Annotated in this window: 14 protein-coding genes; 8 read left to right on the top strand and 6 right to left on the bottom strand. The window is 43.1% G+C overall.

The features are described 5' to 3' along the window. The first annotated feature begins 21 nt into the window (after positions 1-21). On the top strand, positions 22-630 hold the full coding sequence (locus MusilaSJ_RS00370) for an FMN-binding negative transcriptional regulator (RefSeq protein WP_274988105.1): 609 nt from the start codon (positions 22-24) through the stop codon (positions 628-630). 140 nt (positions 631-770) lie between these two features. On the opposite strand, the gene MusilaSJ_RS00365 is transcribed toward MusilaSJ_RS00370, so the two are convergent. After that, complete coding sequence (locus MusilaSJ_RS00365) at positions 771-2,018, bottom strand: cation:proton antiporter (RefSeq protein WP_274988104.1); 1,248 nt, start codon at positions 2,016-2,018, stop codon at positions 771-773. A 109-nt stretch (positions 2,019-2,127) separates the two neighbouring features. Beyond that, positions 2,128-3,426: an NAD(P)/FAD-dependent oxidoreductase gene (locus MusilaSJ_RS00360; protein WP_274988103.1), complete on the bottom strand. Its 1,299-nt coding sequence runs from the start codon at positions 3,424-3,426 to the stop codon at positions 2,128-2,130. 204 nt (positions 3,427-3,630) lie between these two features. On the opposite strand from MusilaSJ_RS00360, the gene argB reads away from it, so the two are divergent. From argB to MusilaSJ_RS00340, 4 genes are all read left to right on the top strand, one after another. Then, the gene (gene argB / locus MusilaSJ_RS00355) at positions 3,631-4,476 is read left to right on the top strand and encodes an acetylglutamate kinase (RefSeq protein WP_274988102.1); all 846 of its coding nucleotides are present in this window, start codon (positions 3,631-3,633) and stop codon (positions 4,474-4,476) included. Next, complete coding sequence (gene proC, locus MusilaSJ_RS00350) at positions 4,473-5,291, top strand: pyrroline-5-carboxylate reductase (RefSeq protein ID WP_274988101.1); 819 nt, start codon at positions 4,473-4,475, stop codon at positions 5,289-5,291. Before argB ends, proC begins: the two co-directional genes overlap by 4 nt. A gap of 193 nt (positions 5,292-5,484) precedes the next feature. Beyond that, positions 5,485-6,861, top strand: coding sequence for an aspartate kinase (locus MusilaSJ_RS00345; RefSeq protein ID WP_274988100.1), 1,377 nt, complete (start codon positions 5,485-5,487; stop codon positions 6,859-6,861). A 189-nt stretch (positions 6,862-7,050) separates the two neighbouring features. Next, the gene (locus MusilaSJ_RS00340; RefSeq protein WP_274988099.1) at positions 7,051-9,861 is read left to right on the top strand and encodes a S9 family peptidase; all 2,811 of its coding nucleotides are present in this window, start codon (positions 7,051-7,053) and stop codon (positions 9,859-9,861) included. 48 nt (positions 9,862-9,909) lie between these two features. Here the strand turns inward: MusilaSJ_RS00340 and MusilaSJ_RS00335 are convergent, their stop codons facing one another. Together MusilaSJ_RS00335 and MusilaSJ_RS00330 are read right to left on the bottom strand one after the other, a co-directional pair. Further along, on the bottom strand, positions 9,910-10,626 hold the full coding sequence (locus MusilaSJ_RS00335) for a ZIP family metal transporter (protein ID WP_274988098.1): 717 nt from the start codon (positions 10,624-10,626) through the stop codon (positions 9,910-9,912). Next, positions 10,626-11,189, bottom strand: a complete 564-nt coding sequence (locus MusilaSJ_RS00330; protein WP_274988097.1) for a phosphatase PAP2 family protein — start codon at positions 11,187-11,189, stop codon at positions 10,626-10,628. The genes MusilaSJ_RS00335 and MusilaSJ_RS00330 overlap by 1 nt, the downstream gene beginning before the upstream one ends. A gap of 265 nt (positions 11,190-11,454) precedes the next feature. Between MusilaSJ_RS00330 and glmM the strand changes: the two genes are divergently transcribed. Next, positions 11,455-12,846, top strand: a complete 1,392-nt coding sequence (glmM, locus tag MusilaSJ_RS00325; protein ID WP_274988096.1) for a phosphoglucosamine mutase — start codon at positions 11,455-11,457, stop codon at positions 12,844-12,846. Positions 12,847-12,966: 120 nt separating this feature from the next. Next, on the top strand, positions 12,967-14,103 hold the full coding sequence (locus MusilaSJ_RS00320; RefSeq protein WP_274988095.1) for a cysteine desulfurase family protein: 1,137 nt from the start codon (positions 12,967-12,969) through the stop codon (positions 14,101-14,103). A gap of 182 nt (positions 14,104-14,285) precedes the next feature. Here the strand turns inward: MusilaSJ_RS00320 and rpoN are convergent, their stop codons facing one another. Continuing rightward, positions 14,286-15,761 (bottom strand): RNA polymerase factor sigma-54, encoded by a 1,476-nt coding sequence (rpoN, locus tag MusilaSJ_RS00315; protein ID WP_274988094.1) that lies wholly within the window; start codon positions 15,759-15,761, stop codon positions 14,286-14,288. A gap of 176 nt (positions 15,762-15,937) precedes the next feature. On the opposite strand from rpoN, the gene mscL reads away from it, so the two are divergent. Continuing rightward, the gene (gene mscL / locus MusilaSJ_RS00310; RefSeq protein ID WP_274988093.1) at positions 15,938-16,342 is read left to right on the top strand and encodes a large-conductance mechanosensitive channel protein MscL; all 405 of its coding nucleotides are present in this window, start codon (positions 15,938-15,940) and stop codon (positions 16,340-16,342) included. 232 nt (positions 16,343-16,574) lie between these two features. Here mscL and MusilaSJ_RS00305 read toward each other — a convergent pair whose 3' ends face one another. Further along, the gene (locus tag MusilaSJ_RS00305; protein WP_274988092.1) at positions 16,575-17,453 is read right to left on the bottom strand and encodes a ChaN family lipoprotein; all 879 of its coding nucleotides are present in this window, start codon (positions 17,451-17,453) and stop codon (positions 16,575-16,577) included. Between the last annotated feature and the right edge of the window lie 123 nt (positions 17,454-17,576).

Here is a 17,576-nt window from a genome sequence, read left to right as displayed (position 1 = left end):
CGTCTTAAATCTTTCCTCTCGATGTATACGCCAAAACATTTCCAGTTAACGAATGAGCAAGAAACAATCAGCTTTATGCAGCGCTATAGCTTTGCAACAATTGTAACAGCTACTGATAACGTTCCGTTTGCTACGCATCTTCCCTTCCTGGTAAGCAAACGCGATGATAAAATTGTTTTGTCGTCTCATTTCGCCAAGGCCAACCCGCAGGCTGCTGAAATTATTGGAAAGGAAATATTGGTGATCTTTACTGAGCCTCACGCTTATATCTCACCCAAACATTACGAAAAGGAAACCAACGTACCTACCTGGAATTATATCGCGGTACACGCTTACGGCAAAGCAACAATCCTGCCTGAAGGCGAACAAACTGCTGATCTGTTAGTGCAAATGATCAGTAATTATGAGGCTGAATATCTAACTCAGTGGAATAATCTACCTGACGAATACAAACAACGGATGATGAAAGGTATAGTAGCCTTCGAAATCATAGTTGACGACCTACAAGGCAAACAAAAACTTAGTCAAAACCGTAGCGAAACGGAACGGGAAAACATCATCAATGCATTAGGCAAAAGTACGGACACTACTGAAGCGGAGATTGGCAAATACATGTCGCGTCTTAAATAATATCCTATTAACTACCGCGGGTTTAGCGCAGCGTAACCCGTGGGATGTATCGGTTAAGTTTCCAACTTAACCACTGAAGTTGAAAACTTCAAAGATCAGTTACCACAGGTTACTCTGCGCTAAACCTGCGGCAGAATATTTTATTCTACAATCTTTTTTGACGCCCGGTTGATCATTACATTCAGCGTTAGCCCCTGTACTATTACCGAAAATATCACAATAAAATAACTTCCCGATAGGATCAAGTGCCTGTAAGGCGTATTAGGCAACGACAACGCCAAAGCAATGGAAATCCCACCGCGCAAGCCTGCCCATGTCATTACGTTGATATTACTATAGTTTATCTTTAGCGTACGTCTTAAAAAAGTAAGTGGTAGCATGATGCTCAACCAGCGGGCAATTAAAACAGTTACAATAGAAATACTTCCGGTAATCCAGTAATTATTTACAAAAGGCAGGTTAACCAATTGCAGGCCTATCATTACAAATAAAATAGTGTTCAGGATTTCATCAACCAGCTTCCAGAATTTCTCCAATGCCTCATGCGATTTTTCTTTGTTATCCTGGTTGATAGATTGACCGCCAGCAAATAATCCAGCTATAACAACTGATAGTGGAAGTGAGAAATCAAGTAAAACAGCAAGTACTGATAGCCCCATCACCAACGCCAGCGAAATTAACACGATAGTCTGGAAATCTTTAACGGAATGCATTAGTCTGTGGGCTATATATCCTAAAACCGCCCCGGCCAATATTCCGCCCATAATTTCCTTAACAATAAGCACTACAACCTTAGCCAGTTCAATTTTCTCTTCTCCCACCCGCGCCACCTCCAGGATGATCACAAACAAGATCAGCCCTATCCCATCATTAAAAAGGGATTCGCCCGAAATAATAGTTTCAAGATTGGCAGGTAACTTTGAATTACGGATAATGGCTGCAACTGCCACCGGATCGGTAGGTGAAATCAAAGCGCCAAACAACAGGCAATAGATCAGCGGCATATGGATATGAAAGAACGGGGCTACATAAAATAACAGGCATCCAAACACCGCGGTCGAAATAATAACACCCAATGTGCTCAGCACAAATACAGGTCGCATTTCCCTCTTAAGCTTCCGGCCATCTAAATTAAAGGAGCTTGAAAAAAGCAGGAAACCAAGCAGCACATTCAATACCGCTTTTGAAAAGTTGATATTTTTGGCGAGTGTGCCCAGGTAATCCGCTATCGACGAATCAATCTTATCTACAATAAGTATGGTGATAGAAGTAATAGTTGCCAGCAGTACAATGCCAATAGTGCCCGGCAGCTTAATAAAGCGGGCGTTAAGGTACGAGAATATCGCGCTGACAATAACCAGCAAAGCAATTACAACAAACAGATCCATAAATACTTAAAGCTTAAAGCTGAATGCACAAAGCTTATAGCTAACAATTTGATTATAAGCGAATGTGATTACTGTTAAATTTAAAAATTAAATCGCCTATCGTTTGTTTTTATCTCGATTCGGGATCCGTCATTCGGGTTTCGGTATCAAAATAGCGTACGATGAGTCGGTTGTCGCTGTTTTTGGTGAAATAGTTGATGGCCCAGCTAAAAAATATGATACCCTTATTGGTAAAGCCTGCCAGCGACATGATGTGTACAAATCCCCATACCAGCCAGGCAAAAAATCCCTGGAAATGAATTTTCCCCAAGTCGGCCACCGCTTTATTTCGGCCTATGGTTGCAAGCGAACCTTTATCCCTGTATTTAAAGGGTACCAACGGTTTACGGTCGAACATCCGATAAACGTTCTCACCCAGATTTTGTCCCTGCTGGATAGCTACGGGTGCAACTCCCGGATGCCCGTTAGGATACTCATCGGTGATCATGGCGGCAACATCACCTATGGCATAAATATTTTCGTAACCTTTCACCTTATTAAATTCATCAACCAGGATACGGTTACCCCGGGCTATATTACCGGCAGAAATACCTTCAGGAAATTCTCCCTTTACTCCTGCCGCCCAAAGTACATTACGGGTTAACAGCGATGTGCCGTTATCTATCTTGAGTTCATAGCCATTATAGCTTTCCACGTGTGCGCTGTTATAAATGGTTACGTCCATATCCTGCAAAAACTTTTTGGCCTTGGCCCTCGCCCCCGGCGAAAACGCGGCCAGCAGCTCCGCTTTACCCTCAACAAGGTAAACACTCATGCTGTGTTTGCGCAAACCATGATAATCCTTCATTAATATCAGCTCGCGCATTTCGGCAAGTGCACCAGATAGCTCCACACCGGTTGGCCCCCCTCCTACAACCACAAAGGTCATTAGCGCCGCTTTTTCTTCCGGGTCTTTAGATACGAGCGACATCTCCAGATTTTGGAGGATCAGGCTTCTTAAATTTAAGGCCTCCGGGATATTCTTCATCGGCATAGCAAAATGCTCTATCTCTTTGTTACCGAAAAAGTTGGTATTGGAGCCGGTAGCTATAGCAAGGTAATCGTAATAAATGGTACCGATATCAGTATCAAGCGTATTGCTTTCAGCATTGATCTTTTGCACTTCAGCAAGCGCGAAGCGAAAATTCTTTTGCCTGGTAAAGATCCGTCGCAATGGAAAGCCAATTGAATCGGCAGCTATGGAGCCTCCTGCCACCTGGTACAACAAGGGCTGAAACGTGTGATAATTATGCTTATCAATCATCAGTACATCAACGGGCGCATCTTTTAGTTTTTTAGCTAAATGGATCCCGCCAAATCCTCCCCCTATAATTGCCACCCGTGGCCTGGTATTCTTTTTTTGCTCCATAGATAGATATAAGCAAGGATAGTGCCTTAAAGTTTTCCAATATTACTAATTCTTTCATAATCAAATTGTAAACTTAAACTGGAAGTCCGATTATTCATTTTTAAATCAATTTTTGAAAAAACATCCCATATTTTCGTAATTTTAACAGTTTTCCGTTTAAAAAAGTGGAAATTTGGCACTAAAAGAGTTATATTAACAGCTGGAATGAATAAAATTGATACAGATCATATCAAAACAGGTAAATTACCATCAAATAAGGGCCTTTATATAATCAAAATAGGTGGAAACGTTATTGATAACTCTGAAAACCTGTATCATTTTTTAAAGGACTTTGAAGCGCTTGAAGGCTTAAAGATCCTGGTACACGGAGGTGGAAAAGTGGCCACACAAATGGCCGAGGATTTAGGTATTGAATCAAAAATGGTTGATGGAAGACGCATCACCGATATTGAAACGCTGAGGGTGGTTACCATGGTTTATGGGGGCCTTATCAACAAAAATATAGTAGCCCAGTTGCAGCGCTTTGGCAACAACGCCATAGGCCTGACCGGTGCCGATGGCAACTTTATTAAAGCGGTTAAACGGCCGGTAAAAACTATTGACTATGGTTTTGTAGGCGATATTGTTAAAGACTCTATCAACCCCGGAAATATCAGCCGGTTGATGGAAGCAGGCTTTACCCCCGTTTTCTGTGCTATAACGCACGATGGTGAAGGTCAGCTGTTAAATACCAACGCCGATACCATTGCTTCAGCACTGGCTGTATCGTTATCGGGATTATATGAAACCACCCTCATATACTGTTTTGAGAAAAAAGGTGTGTTAAAAGATATTAATGACGAAGAATCGCTGATCAGGGAAATTAACCCGCAGCACTACGAGGAACTAAAAGTGGAAAGGATAATACACAGTGGTATGCTACCTAAACTTGATAACGCTTTTACCGCAATTGCCTGTGGTGTAAAGGCAGTAATTATTGGCAAGTCAGATGATCTTGGTCAATTGAAAGATAACAAACCATTTGGAACACGTTTAACTAAAAACGCATGAACGCACAACAGCATATTTCAATATTAGGCTCCGGTAACATAGGCCTGTCATTAGCCAAAGGTTTGGTTAAATCGGGTATTTGCAAACCCCAGCAAATATCATTAACACGCCGCAATGTAGCCGCATTGTCTCAATATTCAGAACAGGGGTACCATGTATCAGACAATAACCTCCGTGCCGTGCGCAAAGCTGACATTATTGTACTGGCCGTACTGCCGCAACAACTTAATAAACTGTTAGACGAGATCAAACCTTCGTTAAAGCCGGATAAGCAATTATTGATATCTGTTATCTCCGGCGTTAGCTGTGCCGATATCCGCCAGCACCTTGACCTCAATGTACAGGTGATCAGGGCAATGCCGAACACCGCGATTGCGATAGGCCACTCCATGACCTGTATCGCTACAGATAACGGCACCAATAAAAATATCAACATGACCAAATCATTGTTTGATACGGTTGGTGTAACTATCCAGATCAATGAAGAATTGATGACCTCGGCCACGGCTCTTTGTGCCTGTGGTATCGCTTTCTTTTTAAGGTCGATCCGCGCTGCTTCACAAGGCGGAACAGAGATTGGCTTTCATGCGCATGACGCCTTAAAGATGGCAGCCCAAACAGCCAAGGGAGCGGCCGACTTGTTACTACAACTGGCATCGCACCCCGAGCAGGAAATTGATAAGGTAACCTCACCAAGCGGCTGTACCATTGCCGGCTTAAATGAAATGGAGCACCACGGTTTCAGCTCGGCCATGATCAAGGGCATCCGCCTTTCGGCCGAAAAAGCAGGTGATTTGTATAAAAAGGATAGTTAATTAAGCGAAAAGCCTAAGGCCGAAGGCTCAAAGCTTTTAATCATTATATTTCAATCGTTTTGATAGCGTATATCAAAATGAGTTATTTTTAAAAAAGCAGTTCAGATACAAGCTATTTACATTCAACCAATTAATAAATAGCTACAACAATTGGTATGGTTATGGTATTTGACTGCTGATCTTTCAATATAAAATGTTAACAGTAGAAAAAATTGGCGGTACATCCATGACCGCTTTGGGTGATGTGATCAAAAACATTATCCTGTTTGAACGCAGCGGGGAACAACTTTACAACCGCATATTTGTAGTATCGGCATTTTCAGGGGTAACCAACCTCCTGCTCGAAAACAAAAAGACAGGCGCGCCGGGCGTATATCACAAGCTTGCCAATTATAAGGACTTCCATACGCCGTTAAAACAATTGATTACGCGCCTAAAGCAGATCAATAAAACCTATGAAAGCCTTGGTTTGAACATAGCCGAAGCCGATAAGTACATTGAAACAAGGATCAACGATGCTCAAACCTATCTGGAGAACCTGGCTAATATTCTGGCATCAGGGTATGTAGGTAAAGAAGGTATTTTACAGGCCGCGAGAGAGATCCTGGCATCTATAGGTGAAAGCCATTCGGCATTTAACTTTACCAATATCCTGCAAAATATGGGTATCAATGCTACTTTGGTCGACCTGAGCGGTTTTCACGACCACCGTGCATTAACCATTGATCAACGCATTAAGAAAGACCTTGCCCATATTGATTTTTCAAAAACCATTACCATTGTTACCGGCTATGCCAAAGGTACCGAAGGTATTATGCGCGAGTTCGACCGCGGCTATTCGGAAGTTACTTTCAGTAAAATTGCCGTTGCTGTACAGCCGCAGGAAGCCATTATTCACAAAGAATACCACCTTTGCACTGCCGACCCTCAGTTGGTTGGCGTTGAAAACTGTTTCCCGGTAGGTAACACCAACTATGATGTTGCCGATCAGCTGGCCGACGTGGGCATGGAGGCTATCCACCCTAAAGCGTCAAAACCGCTTGAAATAAATGATATCGACCTGCGAATCAAGAATACCTTTCAGCCGGAACATCCCGGTACGTTAATAACCCGCGAATATATTTGTGATAAAAAGCGTGTCGAGGTAATCACCGGCACCGATAAGGTGATCATGATCGATATTTATGACCCCTCAATGGTTGGTAACGTAGGTACCGATTTTCATATCATGCAGCTGTTTTACAAGTTTGGCGTTAGCTATAGCTTTAAGGCCACCAGCGCCAACAGCATTTCTATCGTGATATGGGAGAAGGACTACAATAAAAAACTGATTGGAGAACTGGAAGATAATTACGAAAAAGTTGCTGTGGAAAAAATGGCGATGGTTTGCCTGATAGGTTCCAACATGGATCAGCCGGGTTTACTGGCAAAATCCGCAACAGCATTGGCCCAAAAAGGGATCAACATCAAAAGCTGCGGCTTTGCATTAAGAATGGTGAACATCCAGTTTTTGATAGCCCGCGAAGATTTCGATGAGGCGATCCGCGCCTTGAACAAGGCGATGTGCTAATTTTTGAGGTGAAAGGCGAAAGCTAAAAGGCCAAAGGTTGTTTTTGGTTATTTAACATAATTCCTTTCACCTTTCACCTTTCACCTTTCACCTTTCACCTTTCACCTTTCACATCAATTGTAACTTTACAGTAACTAATTTCTTTTAACCATAAGTTTTCAGCATATTTAGGTTTGACATCTTTCCTGTATGCGTAAACTTTTACTATCAGCCTGCCTGTTATTAGCTATTGGGTTTCATGTATCTGCTCAAAAAACAGCTAAAAAACCTTTAGACCATACTGTGTTTGACGGATGGCAAAGTATAGCAGGGCAACGCATCAGCAATGATGGTAAATGGATAGGTTACGTCATAAAGCCGCAGCAGGGCGATGCTGAACTGATTATAAAAGACGCCAGGAACGCTACTTTGGTAAAAATTCCGAGAGCTGACACAATTAAGATAAGCAGCGATTCAAAATTTGCTGTATGCCTTATCCGGCCTTTTTATAAGGATACCAGGCAGGCCAAAATAAAGAAGAAAAAGCAGGCCGATTTCCCTAAAGATACATTAGGTATAATTACTTTAGGATCATTATCCGTAAGGAAAGTCCCGGCTATCCGTTCATTTAAAATAGCCGAAGATGCAGCTGTTATTGCCTACCTGGCAACAGCCGATACGCTTAAAAAACCAGCATCAGGCGATACCACAAAAAAAGCGATAGCTGCAACTGTAGCCCCGCCTACACATGAAGGTGCAGATTTAACTATTAAAAAGTTAAAAACCGCCGCCGAACGCTCTTTTAAATATGTTACAGAATACCAGGTCAGTAAAAATGGAAAATGGATTGCGTTTGCTGTAACAGCGCCGGCTAAACAAAAAGAGACTGTATCTGGTCTGTATCTATTTGATTTGGAAAAAAACGCGGTCAAACGGTTAAGCACCGGCAGAGGGAATTACCATAATATCAGTATTGATGATGCCGGGCGCCAGATAGCTTTTACTGCCGAGAAAAATCCGGAAAAAACACTGGTAAAACCCTTTAAGCTTTATTACTACAATACGGCAAAAGATAGCGCGGAAGTTATTGCCGCTGCCGGATCTGCAGGCATACCCGATAACTGGGCGGTAAGTGGCGACGGCAAAGTAAGCTTTAGCAAAAGCGGCAATAGCCTTTTCTTTGGCACTGCGCCTATCCCCAAGCCTGCCGATACCACCCTTGTTGATTTTGAGGTAGCCAAGCTGGATATCTGGAACTACAAAGATGATTACCTGCAGCCCCAGCAGCTCAAAAACCTGCAAACCGAGCTAAAGCGTAGCTATCTTGCTGTCATAAAACCTGAAGAAACGAACGCCAAAATTATTCAATTAGGTAGCAAGGCCATCCCAGAAATATTAACTGCCGAAAATAAAGATGCCCGCTATGTATTAGGACTTACAGATACCGGAGCCCGCGTGTCGGCCCAGTGGGAAGGCGGCACCAAACAACAAGCCATTTTAATTGATACCCGGAGCGGCAATCACAGGTTTATTAATGCCTCTTTGGGCCGTTATTATATCTCGCCGCAGGGCAATTATGTGCTGTGGTTTGATCTCAAAGATCAGGCCTGGTACTGTTATACCATTGCAACCGGGCAAAAAATAAACCTGAGCAAAGCGACCGGCACCAGAATGGGCGACGAACTGAACGACGTGCCAGGGTATCCTTCAGCTTACGGTGTGGCAGGCTGGTTAGCAGGAGACAAGGCTGTATTTATTTATGACCGGTACGACATATGGCGTTTTGACCCGGCAACGGGCGACGCGTTTAACTTCACCAAAGGCATCGGGCGCAAAAACAAACTGATCATCAGGTATGATCAAACAGACCCGGAGCAAAAATTCATCCCCCTGAAAGAGCCTATGTGGCTGTTAACCCAAAACGAAGAAACCAGGCAATGGGGATATTTTCAAAAACTTCCTGAAGCGAACAATCAACCCGAAAAAATGGTCATCGCCTCCATGAGTTATGATAACCTGCTGAAAGCTAAAAATGCCGAAGCTTACATCTACACCAAAGCAAGCTATAAACAGTCGCCTGATTTGTACTTTTCATCTGATTTGAAGAAAGAGATCAAGCTGAGCAGCATCAACCTACAACAAAATGATTATAACTGGGGCACTGCCGAGCTTGTGAGGTGGACGACACCTAAAGGCTATCAGTCGCAAGGGATCCTGTATAAACCCGAAGATTTTGACCCGGCCAAAAAGTACCCGATGATAGTTTATTTTTATGAGAAACTTTCTGACGGGCTTTATAATTACATTGCACCTGCTCCTACCCCTTCCCGCCTGCCCATCTCATTTTTTGTAAGCAACGGTTATCTTGTGTTCGCGCCTGATATCAGCTATCAAACCGGTCATCCCGGGGCATCTGCGGTCGAGTTTGTAAATTCGGGTGTTGATGCTTTAAAGAAAAACACATGGGTTGATGCTGCACATATTGGCTTACAGGGCCAAAGCTGGGGCGGTTACCAGGTGGCTTACCTCATTACCCAAACAAATATGTACGCGGCAGCCTGGGCAGGCGCGCCGGTAGCTAACATGACTTCGGCCTATGGGGGGATCCGCTGGGAATCGGGACTGAACAGGCAATTCCAATACGAAAAATCACAAAGCCGAATTGGCGCCACACTTTGGGAAAAGCCCGAGCTGTATATCGAAAACTCGCCCTTGTTTCAGTTACCTAAAGTAAAAACACCGGTAATGATCATGAGTAACGATGCCGACGGCGCTGTGCCCTGGTACCAGGGAATTGAAATGTTTACAGCTCTACGCCGTTTAGGTAAACCTGTTTGGTTACTGCAATACAATGGCGAGGCTCATAACCTGGTGCTACGCCAAAACCGCAAAGACATTACTATACGTGAGCAGCAATTCTTCGATCACTTTTTAAAAGGCGCGCCAACGCCGGTTTGGATGGATAAGGGAGTACCTGCGGTTGATAAAGGGAAAGACTGGGGCCTGGAACTGGAAAAATAGAAAATTTATCCAGAAATTAATTTTACATAAAGTAATAGGATAAATAACCTACAACTCTTTCAAAAACCCCAGCAGCGCAATGGTCACACCCGCCAATACCGCCATCATTTTACGCATATTGAAACGGTGATCAGCACTCGATTCAAAGAGGATAGTGGTGGAGATATGCAGGAAGATGCCGATAACAACGCCCATGATCCTGTTAAAATAATGTTGCAGGTTACCGATGTTTCCGCTGCTTAACGCATCGCTGAAAAAATATCCTGCCGGGGCCATTACCGCGAATACCGCCACAAAAAGTATGGTTTTGTTTTTACCTTGTTTGTTAGTGAGCAACACTGTAGCCAGTGCGAATGCCGCCGGGATATGATGTAAGGCAATGCCGTAAACTAATTGGTCCTGGTTGCCCTGAGCAAGCGGCATTCCCTCCAAAAAAGCGTGCAGGCAGAGACTTGCCATGATGCCAATTGGGAAAACTGCCATATCATGCGGATGTTTGTGCATGTGGCCGTGCTCAATCCCGTCCGAAAATTGTTCAAGCACAATCTGGAACAGGAAGCCGACCAATATGAATACGCCAACGTAGTTATCATTACCGTGGTAAGCATCGGGAATCAGGTGCAAAACGGTAATACCAAACAGGTAAGCCCCGCTGAACGACAGCACCAGCTTCAGCGTTTTGTGGTTATCGCCTTTAAATAAAAATACAGAAGTACCGCCAAAAAAGGCAGCAAAAAAAAGCAGCAGAATTTTCCAATATCCCATTAAAAGGCAGGTTGTAATTTTTTAAACAATAATGAAAACAGCCATCCAACAAAGGCCCCATATAAAGCACCGCACAATACATCTACCGGGAAATGCACCCCCACATATACCTGTGCAAAGCAAATGCTGCCTGCCCAAAGTATCGCCCAAAGCCATATCCACCTCCATTTTCTGAAAAACACAAAGCCAAGGAATATCGCCATGGCAAAATGATCGGTGGCGTGGGTTGATGGGAAACTATACCCGCTACCACAGGGCACACGGCTGATATCGGTTGCAGATACAACCGGATCACGGCAAGGGCGAAGCCGCTGAATATTGTGCTTGATAATAACCCCGCTGGTGAAATCAGCAACGCCTGCCGATGCCGCCAGCAGCACTATAATGACAGCGCCTGTTTTTTTATATCGCCATAAACAAAAAATGATAATGAAAATATACAGGGGGATCCAGAATTTGGGGTTACGCAACAAGGGCATGATCCAGTCGAAAAATGAATTGGACAGGTCATGATTAATGAAATAAAATAAATGCCGGTCGAGGTTTAAAAGATAGTTGGGCATTGTTTTTTACTATAGGTGTTTGTTTGCTGTAATTTCCAAAGTTATCAAATAGCTTAAAAAATCCTTTAAATTTTAATACTTAGCAGCAGCATTATCCCGTTAAGCATAAAATAATGCGTAGGGATGACAATTGAAACCACCCTGCACCGTATTAAAAAACAATAAATTAACCGTAACCTTATATGCAAGCGTTTGCGTAAATCCTTAAAACAATATCATTTGTAGCTTATATTTTTTACTTTTACCACACCAAAAACTTCGCATTTTGACATTAATAAAATCTATTTCAGGAATACGCGGCACCATAGGCGGTGCTGTTGGCGATGGTTTAACACCGCTTGATATTGTAAAATTTACTTCGGCCTACGGATCATGGGCTGTAAAAAAATCAGGGATTAAAAAGATTGTAGTAGGCCGCGATGCCCGTTTATCGGGTGCTATGGTGAACAATCTTGTAATTGGCACGCTACAGGGTTTGGGGATTGATGTTATTGATCTTGGTTTATCAACTACGCCAACTGTTGAGGTTGCCGTTACCGGTGAGCAGGCAGCGGGTGGTATAATCCTTACCGCAAGCCACAACCCCAAACAATGGAACGCGCTTAAACTGCTCAATGCCGATGGCGAGTTCATCAGTGATTCCGATGGCAAAGAAGTACTAACAATTGCCGAATACAGCGACTTTAATTATGCTGATGTAAACGATCTGGGTAAAGTTACTCATGATGACACCTGGCTTCAAAAACACATCGACCTTGTACTGGCCTTGCCGCTGGTTGATGTTGAGGCGATAAAGAAAGCCAACTTTAAAGTAGTAATAGATTGCGTAAACTCAACAGGCGGCATTTTTGTACCGGCCTTGTTGAAAGCTTTAGGGGTTGAAACCGTTCACGAATTATATTGTGAGCCAGATGGCAATTTCCCGCATAATCCTGAGCCGCTTCCTGAAAACCTGATAGCTTTATCAAAAGAGGTTGTGGGTAAACGCGCCGATTTGGGTATTGCTGTTGATCCGGATGTAGACCGCCTTTGCTTTGTTTGCGAAGATGGGAACATGTTTGGCGAAGAATATACGCTGGTTGCCGTAGCCGACTATGTTTTGAAAAACAATGTGGGCAACACGGTATCTAACCTATCATCAACCCGTGCGCTGCGCGACGTAACTGAAAAAGCGGGCGGCGAATATCATGCGGCTGCGGTTGGAGAGGTTAACGTGGTTAACAAAATGAAAGAAGTCAACGCTGTTATTGGCGGCGAAGGTAATGGCGGGGTTATCTACCCTGAGTTACATTACGGTCGTGACGCTTTAGTTGGTATCGCGTTGTTTTTAACACATCTGGCCAAATATGGTAAGTCGGTTTCGAGTTTGCGCGCGTCATATCCGGGTTATTTTATTTCAAAAAACAAGATCACTTTAACGCCCGAAATGGATATAGACGCCCTTTTGGCGAAAGTTGAAGAAAAATACATCAAGCAACCCCACTCAACAATTGATGGCCTGAAAATAGAATTTGATAAAGAATGGGTACATTTGCGGAGGTCAAACACCGAGCCCATTATCAGGATCTACTCTGAAGGTAATTCTGAAACCGTGGCAAACGGTTTGGCCAATAAGATCATCATCGATATTAAGGAGATCTTACAACTGAAAGGTTAATTTTACTGGTATTAAAAATAGCAGGCAACCGGCGGTAAATACCGTTGGTTGCTTGCTTATATATAATTACCGGGCATGTGTTTTGATTTACTGATCCATTAATTTATAAATTTAAAAAAAATGCGCGTTTATTTTGATAATGCCGCCACTACGCCGCTTGATCCGGATGTGATGAAGGAGATGTATAAGGTGATGGAAAGCCAGTTTGGTAATCCGTCGTCAATACATGCCCACGGCAGGGAAGCCCGTACTTTAATTGAGCGTTCGCGGAAAACAATTGCCGGTTTGCTGCACACCTCTCCCGCCGAAATCTTTTTTACATCAAGCGGTACAGAGGCCGATAATACGGCTATCAGGTGCGGTATCATTGATCACAAAATTACCCACGCCATCACCAGCCCCACCGAGCATCACGCAGTGCTCCACACGCTGGAAGCAATGGAAAAATCGGGCATTATTAAATTGAGCCTGGTAAACATAGACAGCAGGGGTGTTATCGATTATCATCACCTGGAAACATTATTGAAAGAAAATGAACGCAGTTTTGTTTCATTAATGCATGCCAATAACGAAATAGGCACCCTGTCGGACATGGAACGTATTGGTGACCTGTGCGAAGCATACAATGCCATTTATCATTGCGATACTGTGCAAACCATGGGCCATTACCAGCATGACCTGAGCAAGCTTAAAGCTCACTTTGTGGTATGTGCCGGTCATAAATTGCATGGCCCTAAGGGAGTAGGTTTCCTGCATATAAATCATAAAATCAAAATAAAACCATTTATTTACGGTGGCGCCCAGGAACGCAACATGCGCGGCGGTACCGAAAATATTTATGGTATAGTTGGTTTGGCCAAAGCGCTTGAACTTGCTTACGGCGAAATGGAACAGCACAAAAACCATATTCAGGGTTTAAAATCATACATGATGGAGCAACTGGTTGCAAACGTACCCGGTGTAAGCTTTAACGGCGAAACCGACCCCGAAAAAAGTTTATATACAGTATTGAACGTGGCTTTCCCCGAGATGGAAATGAGCGATATGCTGCTGTTTAACCTTGATATTGCCGGTATTTCTGCTTCGGGTGGTAGTGCTTGCAGTTCGGGCAGCGATATTGGTTCGCATGTATTAACTGCTATCGGGGCCAGCTCTTCAAGGCCATCGGTACGTTTCTCGTTCTCAAAGTATAATACAAAAGAAGAAGTTGATTTTGTAGTAGCTAAAGTTCGCGAGCTTTGCGCTGTGAATGTGTAAGCTTTGAAATTGCTGATATTAAAAACGCCTTAAGGACTCTGTTCTTAGGGCGTTTTACTTTTTATAAAAATGGTTCGTACCTATAAAAAAGATGGGTGTCATGCTGAGCCCGTCGAAGCATGGTGGGCAGGGCCTCTGCGCGCAACCCTTCGACAAGCTCAGGGTGACAGCCCACAATTTAATTACAACTCCTTCCTCAACCTTGCCACCGGGATGTTCATTTGTTCGCGGTATTTGGCTACGGTACGACGGGCTATGTTGTAGCCGGCGTCTTTAAGAATCTCGGTCAATTTTTCATCAGCAAGCGGGTGACGTTTATCCTCTTTGCCGATATGCTCTTCCAAAATCTTTTTAACCTCTTTATTGGATACTTCCTCACCGCTCTCGGTTTGGATGGCTTCAGAGAAGAAAGATTTCAGCAGGAAGGTACCAAACTCTGTTTGTACATACTTGGAGTTGGCTACACGGGATACCGTTGAAATATCCATGCCAATACGGTCGGCAATGTCTTTCAGGATCATTGGCTTCAGGTTTTTATCATCACCTGTAAGGAAAAACTCGTACTGGTACTGCATAATGGCATTCATGGTTTTAAGCAGCGTTTGCTGGCGCTGTTTAATAGCATCAATAAACCACTTGGCCGAATCAAGCTTTTGCTTTACAAATTGCACTGCTTCCTTCAGTTTTTTATCCTTTTGGGAAGCCTTGTCATAATGCTGAAACATTTCCTGGTATGAGCGGCTTACCCTAAGTTCGGGCGCGTTTTTTGAATTGAGGGTAAGGATGAGTACGCCATCATTGTTAGTGATATGAAAATCAGGGATCACCTGCATTTGCTTAGTGTTGATCTCGTTTGAGTCGCCGGGTTTGGGATTGAGTTTTAAGATCTCATTAACCACCGCACGCAACTCAGCCGAGTTCATATTCAATGATTTTTCAAGCTTATCGTAATGTTTACGGGTAAACTCATCCAAATAATGTTCAACAACCTGTATGGCTTTTTTTACGATCGGGTCGCTTGCATCTTTTTTGCGAAGCTGGATCAGCAGGCATTCCTGTAAGCTGCGCGCGCCCACACCGGGAGGGTCAAAGCCCTGGATCACCCTGAGCATCTCTTCTACTTCGTCATCTTCAGCCAATACATTTTGTGAAAATGCAAGGTCGTCGGTTAGCGACATGATGGGGCGGCGCAGATAGCCGTCATCGTCAAGGCTGCCTATGATCTGCTTGCCGATCATGAAATCTTTATCACTCAGGGGAAGCAGGTCTAACTGGGCTTGCAAACTTTCAAAAAATGAGCTTTGCACAGCAATAGGGATCTCTTTACGCTCATCCTCGTCATCACCATTTTGATCATAGCGTGATCCGTAATCATTTACGTTATCTTCCTGCAGGTAGTCGTCAATATTAAATTCATCCATCTCGCCCTTTTCCTCGTCATTGTTATAATTATCTTCGTCGGGGTCACGGTCGGGATATTGTTCTTCGGGTTCGTTTAGGTTGGTTAGGCTCAGATCTTCAAGTGCGGGGTTTTCTTCCAGTTCTTCTTTTATCCGGGTATCAAGCGAAACAGTAGGCACCTGCAGCAATTTTATAAATTGTATTTGCTGGGGCGAAAGTTTTTGTAAAAGTTTTTGTTGAAGGTTCTGTTTAAGCATAATTAAGATGTAGCCAAAAATACATCAAATTAATATTAACTAAAAATTACTTGAGGTATCTGCTTTAAAGTTGTTAAATGTTTCAGGCATGCTAATTGTTTTAGGGCGAACAAAAAATCTACATAAATAGATAGTTTAAGTAATATTATTAACTTTAAGTAACCAAACTTTAATTTATGGCAATAGTAAAAGAGTTCAAAGAATTTGCAATGCGGGGCAACGTGGTTGACCTTGCTGTAGGTGTTATCATTGGCGCCGCTTTTGGTAAAATTGTTACCTCGCTGGTTGCAGATATTATTATGCCGCCTATTGGCATGGCAACCGGGGGTATTGATTTTAAAGATTTAAAGTATGTACTTAAGCCGGCCGTTGATAAAACACCGGAAACAGCCATCAATTATGGCTTGTTCATCAACAACGTGATCGACTTTCTTATAGTTGCTTTTTGTATCTTTTTAATTGTTAAGGCTATCAACTCGTTGAAGAAAAAAGAAGAAGCAGCCCCGGCCGCCCCGCCTGAACCAACTAAAGAAGAAGTTTTACTTACCGAAATCCGCGATTTACTGGCTAAGAAAGCTTAATGGAATTTAGTTCATAGTTGATGGTTGATGGTTCATAGTTGATGGTTCATAGTCGATGGTTCATAGTTCATAGCTATAAGAAAAACCGCGAACCATAAAATTTGGTAACCATGATTGATAGTTAGGAAATAGTTAATGGTTCATACATAGCCATATAGCACAAAAACCATGAACTATGGTCCATCAACTATGAACTATCGACCATGATCTATGAACTATCAACCATGAACTATCAAAAAGTTTTGGGCAGCTTAGGATCAGTTAAAATGATATAGTCGGCCATGCCGGCTAATTTGCTCCAGTCGGGCTTGTCAAAGCTATCATCCATGTAGGTTGCTATGTTAAGCACACGTAATTTGGGTGCGTATTTTTTAAGTTGGGCTACCGCGCCCAGTTTCTCCTCACTGTGAAAACCGCCGTTGAGCTGTAATACTTTAAAACCGGAGTGGCTTTTCAGAAATTTCGCTATCGACCAGCCCATCGTAGCATCCCAAAGGCTTTGCGATTGGTAGATCTGCATGCCCGGCATTGAGGCATGACCTCCCATTATTTTAGCAAATTTATCATAATAAGCTCCGGTAGCGGTATCAATTGGCAGTGGCGCAAGATAGCTTTTAGCCTGGGCATCAAGCTGCTTTAAAGCATCAAGTCCGTCGCGTGTAACCATGTTGGTATAGCGGGTTGGGGCATTGGCTGCTATCACCGGCAGGTGGTTGGATTTGGCAAGTTCAATAAGCGGTTTGTAATCCTTATAGTTTGGCCAGGTGTGCGCATCTGTTACGAGGTTTTTTTCGCGAATAAGCCCCGCGAGATATTCATTCAGCACCAGCTGACAGTCAGTTTGAAACATCTCCATGGAAAGCGCTGTTTTTTGCGGATATTTTTCCGAAAGCTTTTTTAACAAGCTAAACTCCAGGTAGTGCGCCGTTGAATCATTATGCTCCTCACCAAAGAAAAGCACATCGGCATTGCCCATGTCATTAACAATATCGTCGGCCGTGATGATCTTTTGCGCCGATGTGCTGTAAATTTTATAATGGGTTGCAGGCAGCTCCTGCGCTATAGTAACAGACGATAGAAATATGAATATTACGGAGAGGATTAATTTCATTTGTTAGGATAAGCTATTGAATTTACACTTTGTTAATTATTCAGAACTGTTTATTTAGCGTTTTTTAGTAAATGCCATAGTTCGCGGGTCACCTTGTTGCAAAATCTGAATCTGTAACAAATA

Source organism: Mucilaginibacter sp. SJ (assembly GCF_028993635.1).
Taxonomy (GTDB): Bacteria; Bacteroidota; Bacteroidia; order Sphingobacteriales; family Sphingobacteriaceae; genus Mucilaginibacter.
Note: the sequence above shows the minus strand (reverse complement) of the source record. Positions and strands in the feature narration are given on the sequence as shown.